General features: G+C 61.9%; 10 protein-coding genes. 5 read left to right on the top strand and 5 right to left on the bottom strand.

What is annotated here, in order from left to right; all coding sequences use genetic code 11:
• From G7048_RS18715 to proV, 4 genes are all read right to left on the bottom strand, one after another.
• Positions 1 to 1,524: an ATP-binding protein gene (locus tag G7048_RS18715; protein WP_166071052.1), complete on the bottom strand. Its 1,524-nt coding sequence runs from the start codon at positions 1,522 to 1,524 to the stop codon at positions 1 to 3.
• A gap of 157 nt (positions 1,525 to 1,681) precedes the next feature.
• The gene (proX, locus tag G7048_RS18720) at positions 1,682 to 2,746 is read right to left on the bottom strand and encodes a glycine betaine/L-proline ABC transporter substrate-binding protein ProX (protein ID WP_166069601.1); all 1,065 of its coding nucleotides are present in this window, start codon (positions 2,744 to 2,746) and stop codon (positions 1,682 to 1,684) included.
• Positions 2,747 to 2,782: 36 nt separating this feature from the next.
• A complete protein-coding gene (proW, locus tag G7048_RS18725) occupies positions 2,783 to 4,060 on the bottom strand; it encodes a glycine betaine/L-proline ABC transporter permease ProW (protein ID WP_166069602.1) in 1,278 nt (425 codons plus the stop codon).
• A gap of 15 nt (positions 4,061 to 4,075) precedes the next feature.
• Positions 4,076 to 5,353: a glycine betaine/L-proline ABC transporter ATP-binding protein ProV gene (proV, locus tag G7048_RS18730; protein ID WP_166069603.1), complete on the bottom strand. Its 1,278-nt coding sequence runs from the start codon at positions 5,351 to 5,353 to the stop codon at positions 4,076 to 4,078.
• A gap of 100 nt (positions 5,354 to 5,453) precedes the next feature.
• Between proV and G7048_RS18735 the strand changes: the two genes are divergently transcribed.
• From G7048_RS18735 to G7048_RS18750, 4 genes are all read left to right on the top strand, one after another.
• Positions 5,454 to 5,888, top strand: coding sequence for a hypothetical protein (locus G7048_RS18735; RefSeq protein ID WP_166069604.1), 435 nt, complete (start codon positions 5,454 to 5,456; stop codon positions 5,886 to 5,888).
• Positions 5,889 to 6,150: 262 nt separating this feature from the next.
• Positions 6,151 to 7,356 carry a CaiB/BaiF CoA-transferase family protein gene (locus G7048_RS18740; protein ID WP_166069605.1) on the top strand — a complete coding sequence of 402 codons (1,206 nt, stop codon included), beginning with the start codon at positions 6,151 to 6,153 and terminating at the stop codon, positions 7,354 to 7,356.
• Positions 7,357 to 7,419: 63 nt separating this feature from the next.
• On the top strand, positions 7,420 to 8,424 hold the full coding sequence (locus G7048_RS18745; RefSeq protein WP_166069606.1) for a tripartite tricarboxylate transporter substrate binding protein: 1,005 nt from the start codon (positions 7,420 to 7,422) through the stop codon (positions 8,422 to 8,424).
• A 25-nt stretch (positions 8,425 to 8,449) separates the two neighbouring features.
• Positions 8,450 to 9,433: a reductase gene (locus G7048_RS18750; RefSeq protein ID WP_205750291.1), complete on the top strand. Its 984-nt coding sequence runs from the start codon at positions 8,450 to 8,452 to the stop codon at positions 9,431 to 9,433.
• A gap of 90 nt (positions 9,434 to 9,523) precedes the next feature.
• On the opposite strand, the gene G7048_RS18755 is transcribed toward G7048_RS18750, so the two are convergent.
• On the bottom strand, positions 9,524 to 10,126 hold the full coding sequence (locus tag G7048_RS18755; protein WP_166069607.1) for a YqhA family protein: 603 nt from the start codon (positions 10,124 to 10,126) through the stop codon (positions 9,524 to 9,526).
• Between the two features lie 375 nt (positions 10,127 to 10,501).
• Between G7048_RS18755 and acs the strand changes: the two genes are divergently transcribed.
• Positions 10,502 to 12,484, top strand: coding sequence for an acetate--CoA ligase (gene acs / locus G7048_RS18760; protein WP_166069608.1), 1,983 nt, complete (start codon positions 10,502 to 10,504; stop codon positions 12,482 to 12,484).
• Positions 12,485 to 12,616: the final 132 nt, after the last annotated feature.

The following is a 12,616-nucleotide window of genomic DNA, read 5'->3' on the forward strand; positions in this document are numbered from 1 at the left end:
TCACTTCTCCATCAAAGGCAGTGTGAGCGTGACGCGAAGGCCGCCCAGCGGTGATTGCGCCGCATCGATCTGTCCGCCATGGGCCTGAACGATGGAGCGGCAGATGGCAAGGCCCAGGCCCGATCCGCCGAGATCGCCGGTTGCGCGCTGGCGCGATGATTCGGTGCGATACAGGCGCTCGAACAGATGCGGCAGTTCCTGCTCGGTGACGCCCGGTTTGGTGTCGTCGAACACCAGCAGCAAGTGCGCGTGGGCCTTGTCGCGATGCGTCGACGCGATGATTCGGAGCAGGCCACCGCGGTCTGTGTAGCGCAGGCTGTTTTCCAGCAGGTTGAGGAACACGCGGTGCAACTGCTGCGCGTTGCCGTGCACGCGCGGCGCGTGTGCAGCGAGCGCCCACTCGCGTGGCTCGTTGAGTTCAATGCGCACCCTGGATTGATCGAAACGGGTCTGCATGGATGCCACCGCCTCGCTCAACTGGGCCATCGGCAGCATGGTTTCCATCTTCGTGGGAGCGACCTCGTTGGAGTCCACGCTGGCACGCAGATCGCCCACCAGTTGAACCAGCCGCATGAGCTGGCGGTGCAGGCGTTCGGCGGTCTTGGCGTCGAACTGGCGCACGCCATCCTGCACGGCTTCGATCTCCGCGCGCATGGCGGTGAGCGGCGTGCGCAGCTCATGCGCCATGTCGCCGATCCACTGGCGGCGCGAAGTCTCCATGCTGTCGAGCTGCTGCGCCATGTCGTTGAAGGTGTGGATCAGCCGCGAGAATTCTTCGCTCTCGGTCTGTTCGGGGATGCGCGTATCGAGGTGCCCGGCAGCGAGATTCCTGGCGCCTGTGACCAGCACGCCGATGGGGCGCAGCCAGCGGTGCGTGAGCCACACGGACAGGAGCAGGGCGAGCAGCAGGCCTGCTGCGCCAGTCCACAGCACAAAGCCCAGTTGTTTTTCGAGGAAGGCCTTGTCGGCCTCGCGCTCCAGCCCTTCCGGCGGGTTCATGACGAGGTAGCCGATGGTACGGCCGTTGTCGTCCTTGAGCGGGCTGCGGGCGTTTCCGGGAAGAACGGGCGTGCCTGCGATCAGGGTGTTGTCCACATCGAGCAGCGCCAGACGGCGGGCCAATCCGTCAGTGGATTGTGCGGGAGACGGTGGTGGTGGCGGCGGCGCGGATGCCGATGCCGATGCAGGCGTTGCCGGTTGGAGCTGCGCGCCCGGGCCGGAATGACTGATGTTGCCGGACGGCCGCGAACCGAGCGTCTCGGGCTGGACATTCATGAGCGGCCTGCGAATGGCGCGCCACATGGCGGGGTTTTCCTTGAGCGGCGTCCAGCTTCCGTATTGCAGATAGACGCCCTGCAAGCGGTAGGCCAGCCAGTCCATGCGCGCCAGCTCGATTTCGGCCACATACGGCCCCAGCCCGCGCTGCAGGCCCACGCGCGAGAAACCCACAAACATCATCATCATCACTGCAAGCAGGATGCTCAGCGTGATGAATGCTTTGGTTTGAAGGGACAGGCGGTGCATGGGTGGCAGATCGGCGATACGGTTGTGAGCGCGCGTGAATGTTTCGAATAGCTTCACATGCTAAAGCCTCATCGAAAACATGGAGCCCGAAAAGCGAACAGGCACCGGGTTGCGGTGCCTGTTTGGGCTATTTGTTAGCACTGCGTAGCAATTTAGGTCACTTTGTGGCGATCTCGGCAGCTTTGGTCCCGGCTTCCTTCGCCAACGTGATCCACGCATCGAACGTGCGCTGATGCGCCGCGATCCACGCATTCGTGTGGCGTTCGATGTCGGTCTGCGAGCCCTGGCCCTGGCTCATCAGAAAGTTCTGCGCGTTGATGTCGCCCACCGGCAGCTTGATGATCTCGAACAGCTTGGCGGCAGCGGGGTTCTGCTCGGCCCAGGCCTTGTTGGCGACGATCTGCTGATTGTTGGCGATGAAGCCGTAGTTTTTGCCGTTGGCAAGCTGGGTGTCCGTACCGGCCTGTTCGCCGGGCAGCGACGAGAACGGCACCTGCAGCCACACGACATCCTGCCCCGGCTTGAGCACGTTGCTCACCCAGTAGGGCGTCCATGTGTAGTAGAGGATCGGCTTGCCCGCCTTGTAGCGCGTGATGGTGTCGGCGATCAGCGCGGAGTAGGTGCCTTGCTTGTGCGAGACCGTGCCGCGCAGCTTGTAGGCGGTGAGCTGGTGCTCGATCATCGCCTCGCAACCCCAGCCCGGCGTGCAACCGGTGAGGTCGGCCTTGCCGTCGTCATCGGCATCGAACAGCGCGGCGATCTTCGGGTCCTTGAGCTGGCCGATGTGGGTGATCTTGTATTCGTCGGCGGTCTTCTTGTCGATCAGATAGCCCTGCGCCGCATTCGCTGAAAAGATGCCGCGGCGATACAGCTTGGCGTCGCCACCGGCGTTCTTGTAATAGTCGGCATGCAGCGGATTCCAGTGATCGGCCATGAAGGTGGCGTCACCATTCGCGAGCGCGATGTGCGCGGTCGGGTACTCCACTTCCTTGATCGGCTGGACGTCGTAGCCCAGCTTTTCGAGCGCCTTCATCACGAGCAAGGTCTGGAAAGTTTCTTCCGCAATCGAACTCTTGAGCGGCTGCACCTTCACGCCCTTGCCGGGCAGGTCTGCGGCGAGGGCCGATGCGCCGATCAGCGCAAAAGCCGTGGCGGCAACGCTTGCGCGCAGGAAATGGGAAAGAGGCGAAAGTGGCGAAAGAGGATTTGTGCCTTGGAACATGCGTGTTTTCTCCTTTGTTTTGATGTGAACGATCGATCAGGCCGCGCGCTTGCCGACGGCTTGTTGCAGCGTGGCTGGTTGCGGTGCGGGTTCGGCAACAGGGGCAGAGGATTTGCCGGAGCGCATCAGCTTGAGCGCGAGACCGACCGGCCCCGTCTGCCACCAGCGAGCGCTGCCGCGTTGTGTCTGGCCCAGGGCTTGGGTGATGCGATCGAGAACGATGGCGAGCAGCACAATGCCCAGACCGCCGACCGTCGCGAGACCCATGTCCAGGCGGCCAATGCCGCGCAGCACCATCTGGCCCAGACCACCGACGGCGATCATCGACGCGATCACCACCATGGACAGCGACAGCATCAGCGCCTGGTTGATGCCCGCCATGATCGACGGCATGGCAAGCGGCAACTGCACCTTCCACAGCAGTTGCATGGGCGACGCGCCGTAAGCGCGGCTGGCTTCGATCAGGTCGGGGCGCACTTGGCGAATGCCGAGATGGGTCAGGCGAATCAGCGGTGGCAGCGCGAACACGATGGTCACGATCACGCCGGGCACGTTGCCGATGCCGAACAGCATCACCACCGGAACGAGATACACGAACGCGGGCGTGGTCTGCATGGCGTCGAGGAAGGGCCGTGTGATGCGCTGCGCGCGGTCGCTCGACGCCAGCGCAATGCCGACGGGCAAGCCGATGATCACGCAGAACAGCAACGAAGTCAGTACCAGCGCCAGCGTCACCATCGCATCGGGCCAGATGCCGAGCATGGCCACAAGCAGCAGCGACACAGCCGTGCCGATGGCCAACGCGCGGCCCGCAAACTGCCATGCGACCAGCGCCATCATCACCAGCAGCACGGGCCATGGCACGGCGAGCAGTGCATCGGTGACGCCGTTCAGCGTGGCGTCGATGGGCATGCGAACGCCTTGAAAAAACGGGCGGAAATGCGCGACCGTCCAGGTCAGGCCGTCGTTGATCCAGCCTTGAACCTGCGGGCCGCCCGAGGTGATCTGGCTCCATAGATGCGTGACGCCCGCATCATCCGTGGGCAGCGGCGTGGTGCCTGCGGCGGCGTCCAGCCAGTCGGCTCCGGCCATGGGATCGGCAGCGCCGGTGTCGGGCGTGGCCCATGGATCGACCGTTGCTGCTGCATCCATGGTTGTGTCTGTTGGCGCAGCGCTGTCCGCCCAAGGGTCTACGGATGTGCTTGAGGTGCTTGCGGTGGCTGCATCGACTGGCGTGGTTTCCGTGGCGGTAGCCCACGGATCGGTCGCGCTGGGCTCGATGGTGTTCTGTGCGATGGTGGTTGGCTCACTCATGTTTTGTTCTCCTTCTTATGCGTGTGTGTGGGCGGACGCAGGCAGCTGCGTGTTCAGCGTGATCGGTGGAATTTCCTTTTGCGGTGGCGGCACGGGCGGCGTGTCGCGGTCGAGGAACTTCAGCATCGTTGTGCGGCTGACGACGCCCAGATACTTGCCGTCGTCGTCCACCACTGGCAGCGCAAACGGCTTGGCCGCGACGGGGCCGAACAGTTCGGCGACCGGCGTGCTGTGCGACAGCGGTTGCACCTCGGGCAGAAACGCGTGCTTCAGGCCCAGCATGCCCTGATGACCATGCAGCGCATCGCGCAGCGACTGCGACGACACGACGCCGAGAAAACGCTTGCGTGCATTGAGCACATAGGCGTAGTCGCGGTCGGAGTCTTCGAGCAGCCGCAGCGCGGCGCGGCAGCCACGGTCGTCATGCTCGGAGACCACGGTGAGCGCCTGGCGCGCGATGTCGGCGGCCTTGAACACGGCAGCCGCATCCACACCGCGCACGAACTCGCGAACGTAGTCGTTGGCGGGGCTGCGCAGAATCTCGTCGGGCGTGCCGACCTGCACGACATGGCCGTCCTTCATGATGGCGATGTGGTCGCCGATGCGCATGGCTTCATCCAGATCGTGCGAGATGAAGACGATGGTGCGGCGCTTGATCTGCTGAAGGCGCAGCAGCTCCGATTGCATCTCGGTGCGAATGATCGGATCGAGCGCGGAGAAGGCTTCATCCATCAGCAGAATCGACGGATCGGAAGCGAGTGCGCGTGCCAGACCGACGCGCTGCTGCATGCCGCCGGAAAGCTCATCGGGATAGCTCGCACCCCATGCGCCGAGGCCCACTTGTTCAAGCGCTTCCTGCGCAGCGCGCTGGCGCTCGGCGCGGTCGATGCCTGCGAGTTCGAGGCCGAACGCGGTGTTGTCGAGCACCGTCATGTGCGGCATCAGGGCGAAGGACTGGAACACCATCGAGATGTCCTTGCGGCGCAATGCTCGCAGGTCCCGATCGCTCAATGCATTGATGTCCTGGCCCTCGACCAGAATGCGGCCCGCCGTGGGTTCGATCAACCGGTTGAGCATGCGCACCAGCGTCGATTTGCCCGAGCCCGACAGGCCCATGACGACGAAGATCTCGCCCGCTTCGATGGTGAAGTTCGCATCGAACACGCCGATGGATTGGCCCGTGCGGGCAAGAATGTCCTGCTTGCTCAGGCCTTGCTGGACAAGGGTGAGCGCGGCTTTCGGATCTTCTCCGAATACCTTGAACACATGATCGATGATGATTTGTTTGGCCACGTTGTGGTTCCTCCCGATGGGGGCCTGCTTTCAGACGAAAGAAGGCGCATGGTTGAACTCACCCCGGTCGCGTGCTGCAACCAAGGTACGAAAGACCGAAATGACGGCAATGCCCGAACTGAAACGGCATTGCCTGAAACCGCGATTCCCTGATGCTGACGGCTGGCGGACGATGCAAACGCACCAAAGCGCGGAGCCCAAAAAGCCCCGCGCCCGCTCCAGCCTGAGAGGGGCGGACAACAACTCAAAAGAGCATGTGACCAAGATCGGCCCGAATGGCGGCGGTCAAGCGCTGCGCAAGGGCCTGTGTCGTGCGGTTGGCGATGTGCCGGACAGAACCGGCAGGGCAAAGAACTTTCTCGCCGCTCGTTCAACTCGCACGTGCGTCCGATTGCTGCGTGGCAGCGGGACGCGAAAGGGCATCAGGGCCGGAAATTCGGCCGAGGTGCCGGAAGAAGTTCACAAGGAATGCAAACGCTATCCGACAGGGAGATTCACTGCAAAAACAGCGAATTACCTGCGAGGCAGGTGGTGAAACATGCCTTAATTATAACCATTGCATATGTAGAAGTCAATAATCGGATCGCTTTGTGTCTATGGGCGGGTGCGCCACGCGTGTTCCGGGAGTCGCGCCAAGCGCGCTTTTCGCATGTGCTTATCTGGAATCCAGATGGGCGCAGGGAAAACACGGTGCTCCATCTGTTGACTCGATCAGCATGGGATTTAGAATGAAAAATATGAAATGACGTTCCAATATTTGGAATAAAACCGATTCATTCCTCAACACCCCTGAAGCCATGTCGAAACCGTTCGAGAACATCCGCATTCTGGATTTCACGCGCTTTCTGTCCGGTCCATTCGGCACGCACCAGTTCGCGCTGCAGGGCGCGGAGGTCATCAAGTTCGAGCCGCCGGCGGGCGATGATTCGCGCACCATCACCGTGAACCGCGAGTTGGCCGCAGAGAAGATGGCACCGGCCTTCATGGCGGTGAACAGCAACAAGAAAAGCGTGGTGCTCGATCTCAAGCAGCCAGCGGCCATCGAGATCATTCGGCGCATGGTGCAGGATGCGGACATCGTCTGGGAGAACTTCCGTCCTGGCGTGATGGACAAGCTGGGGCTGGGCTACGAGGCGCTCAAAGCGATCAACCCGCGTCTCATCTATTGCTCGATCTCGGGCTTTGGTCACACGGGCCCGGAGAAGAACACGCCCGCGTTCGACGGCAAGATTCAGGCCATGTCGGGGATCATGTCGATCACCGGTGATGCCGATCAGGGCCCCATGCGCGCGGGTTTTGCGCTGTGCGATGTGCTCAGCGGAATGACCTCGGCCTTCGCCGTGGCGACGGCGCTTTTTCAGCGTTCGCAGACGGGCGTGGGTCAGCATGTGGATGTGTCGATGCTGGACGCAAGCCTCAGTTTCCTGTCCACGCAGGTGGCCGATTACACCGTCACCCAAACGCCGCAGCAGCAGTTCGGCAATCTCTCGATGAGCCGCAAGCCGACGGCAGATCGCTTTCGTTGCGGCGACGGTTTCATCGTGCTGGCGGCGATGACCGAGCCGCAGTTTCAGCGACTGTTTGCGGTGCTGGGTCGCGAAGATGTGTTGGCGGACGAACGTTTCAAGGACTGGTTCACGCGCTTCGAGCATCGCCATGCGCTGCGCGACATCATCGAGTCGGCATTCGGTGACCGCTCGCCCGAGCATTGGGAGTCGCTGCTCAATCACGCCGATGTGCCGTGCGCCCGCGTGTTCCGCATCGAAGAGATCGTCGAGCATCCGCAACTGCAGTCACGTCAGGTCCTGCAGCAGGTGGATTCGCCCTGGGGCACGCACGCGATGGTCGGGCCGGGTTTTCATCTGGGCGATGAGGAAGAGGGCGGCGGCGTGATCCACAGCGCCGCGCCAAGGCTCGGCGAGCACACGCACGAGGTGCTGCGCGCGCTGGGAATTTCGGATCAGGAAATCAGGGTGTTGAGCGGCTGCACGCAGCGTGCGTGAAGCGGCTTTTTTGAACAATCGCACATTCGTTTTGTCTGCATTCACGAGCAAGGAGCGCTGGTCATGGAACATGAATTTCAGATGTCGCCGAATTTGGTTTCCCGTCGCGACATGCTTCGCACGGCGGCGCTTGCCACGCTGGGAGCGGGCCTGCTGCAGAACGTGTTTGCGCAAGGCGAGTTGGCAGGCAAGCCGGTGCGGGTGATCGTGCCGTTCACGCCGGGCAGCGGATCGGACACGGCAGCGCGCTTCTTCGGCGAACGTGCAGGCAAGTTGCTGGGCGCAAATTTTGTGGTGGAGAACAAGCCGGGCGGCAATGGGCTGATCACCATCAGCACCGTGAAAAACGCTCCAGCCGATGGCTTCACGATTCTGCTGGGCAACATTTCGCTGATGGTGGTGAATCCGGTCATGCTCAAGGACATTCCGTATGACTCGGTCAACGACTTCACGCCCGTGTCGGGGCTGTATCGCGGGCCTGCGGTGTATGCAGTGGCGCCGGATTCGCCGTTCAACACGCTCGAAGAATTGATCGCGCATTCCAAGAAGGAGTCGGTCAGCGTGGGCACTTATTCGCAGGGCTACCAGTTGGGCGTGGCTTATCTTGCGAGCCTGTCGGGCGCGAAATTCCAGGACATTCCGTACAAGGGGCAGGCTCCGTTGATGTCGGATCTGATGGGCAATCAGGTGCAGGCCGGGTTGCTGGATTGGGGTGGCGCGACTTCGGCGATCAAGGCCGGAAAGATCAAGGCTTTGGCCATCACGAGCGTGGAGCGTCATCACGCCGTGCCGCAGCTTCGAACCGTGCGCGAATGCGGCTATCCTGAATACGACCATTACAGCTGGGTGGGATTTTTCGTGCGCAAGGGCACACCCGACGCCGTGCGTCAAACTCTGACGCAGGCCGTGGACAAAATCAAGCAGACCGACGAGGCCAAGCGCTTTGCCGACGAGAGTCTGGGCGGTGAGTTGATGCTGCAGACGCCTGCGGAAATCACTGCGCAGATCCAGCAGCAGATCCAGCGTTTCAAGGCCATCGCCAAGCAGGCGGGCATGAGCCAAGTATGAATTTCAATTTGTGGAGATGACAGCAATGAACAGCACCGCCACCAAGCTGGCCAGCGTGGAAGAGGCCAACGCGGAATCCAGCGACGGCCTCGGCATGGTCCATTCCGGCGATGTGCCCGTGCCCTACATGCAACGCACGCGCGACTGGTATCTGGCGCTGGGCTACAACAATCCATACCGCTATTCGCACTACGCTCAGGTGCCGTTCACCGCGTTGAAAAAACCGCTGTCCGAATGCACGGTGGCCTTGCTCACGACCGCCGCACCGTATCAGCCGGACAAGGGCCCGCAAGGCCCCGGTGCGCCCTACAACGCGGTGGCGAAGTTCTACGAGCCCTTCACGGGCGACACCAACGTGGACCACGACCTGCGCATTTCGCATGTGGGCATCGATCGCAAGCACACGTCGATGGAAGACGGCAACGCGTGGTTTCCGCTGCCGTTGATGCGCCAATTTGTGGAGCAGGGCCGCATCGGTCGCTTGACGAAACACTTCCACGGCGTGCCGACCAATCGCAGCCAGCGGCACACGCTGGATGTGGACATCCCGCTCATCATCGAGCGCTGCAAAGCCGACGGCGCGGACGTGGCGGTGCTGGTGCCCAACTGCCCCATCTGCCACCAGACCATGTCGCTGACTGCGCGCGCGCTGGAGGCTGTAGGCATTCCGACGGTGATCATGGGTTGCGCCAAGGACATCGTTGAATACGTGGGCGTGCCGCGCTTTCTGTTCTCCGATTTTCCGCTCGGCAACGGGGCAGGAAAACCGCATGATGCGCAGTCGCAGCGCGACACGTTGGAGCTTGCGTTGCGTGTGCTGGAGACCGCGCCCGCTGCGCGCACCACGGTGCAGTCACCCCAGGTGTGGAGCGACAACTGGGAGTGGAAGCTCGACTATTCCAACCCGGAGCGCGTGAGCCCCGAAGAGATCGCCCGTCTCAAGGCCGAGAACGACAAGGCCAAGGACACGGCCAAGGCGCTGCGCGAGAAGCTGCCAGCGTCTGCCTGATCCGCAAGCACGCTGCCAGAAGCAAAAAAGCCAGACGGCGCAACCGTCTGGCTTGGGGTGTGAAGTGGTCAGCGCGGTTGGCGCGGGGTCTCAGTGGCCCTTGGCGTGCCCATTGCCGCCACTGTGGCTGCTGCTCAGCAGGCGGTCGGTCAGCGCAATCGCCAGTGCGCTCAGCAGGAAGGTGATGTGGATGGCGGTCTGCGCGATCAGCACGCGGTCGGAGTAGTTGTCCGCGTTGATGAAGGTCTTGAGCAGATGGATGGAGCTGATGCCGATGATGGCGGTGGCCAGCTTCACCTTGAGCACCGACGCGTTCACATGGCTCAGCCATTCGGGCTGGTCGGGGTGGCCTTCCAGATTCAGGCGCGACACGAAGGTCTCGTAGCCGCCCACGATCACCATGATCAGCAGGTTGGAGATCATCACCACGTCGATCAGCGCCAGCACCACCAGCATGATCACGGTCTCGTTGAGCGAGGTGATGGGCGCGGAGGTCTTGTAGCCGATGCTGGTGACCAGCTTGTCCAGCGCTGCGGTGCTGCCGAAGGCGGCTTCGACGAGGTGAACCAGTTCCACCCAGAAGTGGAAGACGTAGATGCCCTGAGCGACGATGAGGCCGAGGTACAGGGGCAGTTGGAGCCAGCGGCTCGCGAAGATCAACGCGGGGAGGGGGCGCAACGGTGCGGTGTTCATGAGGGTGTTTGGATAGAACGAAGCAAGGGGCGCTTTTGCTGGCGTGGCATTTGTTCAGGAACAGCAAAGCCGCCAGGACGGGAAGGCCGGGCGGCATGTGTTGATGTGCGTGTCAGTCAGCATCGGCTGCAATGGAGCTGCTGGCATGAAACTTGCCGCAGACTCGCATCCCGAAGTATCTCAGCCCGCGTATTTTCATGATTCATCGCAGGGGCTTTGGGACCAAAGACGGCTAGTCAACCGGACTTGTTCCAGGTGGTGCTCCAAAAAGTCACAGGGAAAACCTGAGGCATGCACCAATACCTGAGTCAGGGTCGCGTAAGAGCCACGTTCGATATTATCAACAACAAGCCAAGTAACCTAGGAGACAGAGATATGAGCGCCATTGAGTCCGTGCTGGTGGAAAACCGAGTGTTCCCACCCGCCGAAAGTTTTGTGAAGGCTGCCCGCGTGTCTGGCATGGCCGGATACCAGGCCCTTTGCGACGAAGCCGAAAAAGACTTCGAAGGCTTCTGGGCTCGACTGGCGCGCGAGAACGTTCAGTGGAGCAAACCCTTCACGCAGACGCTGGACGAGTCCAATGCGCCGTTCTTCAAGTGGTTTGCCGACGGCGAACTCAACGCAAGCGCCAACTGTCTCGACAAGCACATCGGCACCCCCACCGAAAACAAGACCGCCATCATCTTCGAAGGTGATGACGGCACCGTCACCAAAGTCACCTTCAAGGAACTGCTGGCCCGCGTGAGCCAGTTCGCCAACGCGCTCAAGGCGCACGGCATCAAGAAGGGCGACCGGGTTCTGATCTACATGCCGATGACCATCGAGGGCGTGGTCGCCATGCAGGCGTGCGCTCGCATCGGTGCCACACACAGCGTGGTGTTCGGTGGCTTCTCGGCCAAGGCGGTGAACGAGCGCATTGTGGACGTGGGCGCGGTGGCCGTGGTCACTGCCAACTACCAGCTGCGCGGTGGCAAGGAACTGCCGCTGAAAGCCATCGTCGATGAAGCCATCGACGCAGGCGGCTGCGAAGGCGTGAAGAACGTCTTCGTGTTCGAGCGCACCAAGAACGCCTGCAAGATGGTCGCCGGTCGCGACAAGACTTTCGGCGAGATGCTGGCCGGCCAGAGCACCGAATGCGCACCCGTGCCGGTGGAAGCCGAGCACCCGCTGTTCATCCTCTACACCAGCGGCTCCACTGGCAAGCCCAAGGGCGTGCAGCACGCCACAGGCGGCTATGTGCTGTGGTCCAAGGTGACGATGGACTGGACCTTCGACGCCAAGCCCGACGACGTGTTCTGGTGCACGGCCGACATCGGCTGGATCACCGGCCACACCTATGTCTGCTACGGCCCGCTGGCCGCCGGCATCACGCAGGTGGTGTTCGAAGGCATTCCCACATTCCCGCATGCCGGTCGTTTCTGGGAAATGATCCAGCGCCACAAGGTCACCACGTTCTACACCGCGCCAACCGCCATCCGCTCGCTGATCAAGGCGGCGGATTCGGACGAAAAGGTGCATCCCAAGAATTGGGATCTGTCCTCTTTGCGCATTCTGGGAAGTGTGGGCGAGCCAATCAATCCTGAAGCGTGGATGTGGTACTACCGCAATATCGGCCACGAGCGTTGCCCCATCGTTGATACCTTCTGGCAGACAGAAACCGGCGGCCATGTGATCACGCCGCTGCCTGGTGCGACGCCGCTGGTGCCGGGCTCGTGCACGCTGCCGCTGCCGGGCATCACCACCGCCATCGTCGATGAATCGGGCAACGACATGCCCAATGGTTCGGGTGGCATTCTTGTGATCAAGCGACCTTGGCCGTCCATGATCCGCAACATCTGGAATGATCCAGAGCGCTTCAAGAAGAGCTACTTCCCCGAAGAGCTCAAAGGCTACTACCTTGCGGGCGACGGCGCGGTGCGCAATGCCGACAACGGTTATTTCCGCATCACGGGCCGCATCGACGACGTGCTGAACGTCTCCGGTCACCGCATGGGCACGATGGAAATCGAATCCGCGCTGGTCGCCAAGACCGATCTGGTGGCCGAAGCCGCCGTGGTCGGCCGTCCCGACGACGTGACTGGCGAAGCGATCTGCGCGTTCGTCGTTCTGAAGCGCGGCCGTCCGACAGGCGACGAAGCCAAGGCGATTGCCACCGAACTGCGCAACTGGGTGGCCAAGGAAATCGGCCCCATCGCCAAGCCCAAGGACATCCGCTTCGGCGACAACCTGCCCAAGACCCGCAGCGGCAAGATCATGCGCCGCCTGCTGCGCTCGCTGGCCAAGGGCGAGGAGATCACGCAAGATACGAGCACGCTGGAGAACCCGGCAATTCTGGATCAATTGGCTGAAACCAATTGATCAAGAACGCGCCGAAAGGCGCGATGCGCAAGGCGCATTGCCGGATTCGGGGAACACTCCTATCGCGCAGCGATGTGATGTGTTCACCAGAGCTTTTTCTTGCAGATCAATTGGCTGAAACCAACTGATATT

The organism is Diaphorobacter sp. HDW4B (genome assembly GCF_011305535.1).
Taxonomy (GTDB): Bacteria; Pseudomonadota; Gammaproteobacteria; order Burkholderiales; family Burkholderiaceae_C; genus Diaphorobacter_A.

What these genes read in the sequence shown, in the direction of transcription:
- G7048_RS18715 (WP_166071052.1), bottom strand. Translation starts at nt 1,524, where the DNA reads ATGCACCGCCTGTCCCTTCAAACCAAAGCATTCATCACGCTGAGCATC.
- proX (WP_166069601.1), bottom strand. Translation starts at nt 2,746, where the DNA reads ATGTTCCAAGGCACAAATCCTCTTTCGCCACTTTCGCCTCTTTCCCAT.
- proW (WP_166069602.1), bottom strand. Translation starts at nt 4,060, where the DNA reads ATGAGTGAGCCAACCACCATCGCACAGAACACCATCGAGCCCAGCGCG.
- G7048_RS18735 (WP_166069604.1), top strand. Translation starts at nt 5,454, where the DNA reads ATGACGGCAATGCCCGAACTGAAACGGCATTGCCTGAAACCGCGATTC.
- G7048_RS18740 (WP_166069605.1), top strand. Translation starts at nt 6,151, where the DNA reads ATGTCGAAACCGTTCGAGAACATCCGCATTCTGGATTTCACGCGCTTT.
- G7048_RS18745 (WP_166069606.1), top strand. Translation starts at nt 7,420, where the DNA reads ATGGAACATGAATTTCAGATGTCGCCGAATTTGGTTTCCCGTCGCGAC.
- G7048_RS18750 (WP_205750291.1), top strand. Translation starts at nt 8,450, where the DNA reads ATGAACAGCACCGCCACCAAGCTGGCCAGCGTGGAAGAGGCCAACGCG.
- G7048_RS18755 (WP_166069607.1), bottom strand. Translation starts at nt 10,126, where the DNA reads ATGAACACCGCACCGTTGCGCCCCCTCCCCGCGTTGATCTTCGCGAGC.
- acs (WP_166069608.1), top strand. Translation starts at nt 10,502, where the DNA reads ATGAGCGCCATTGAGTCCGTGCTGGTGGAAAACCGAGTGTTCCCACCC.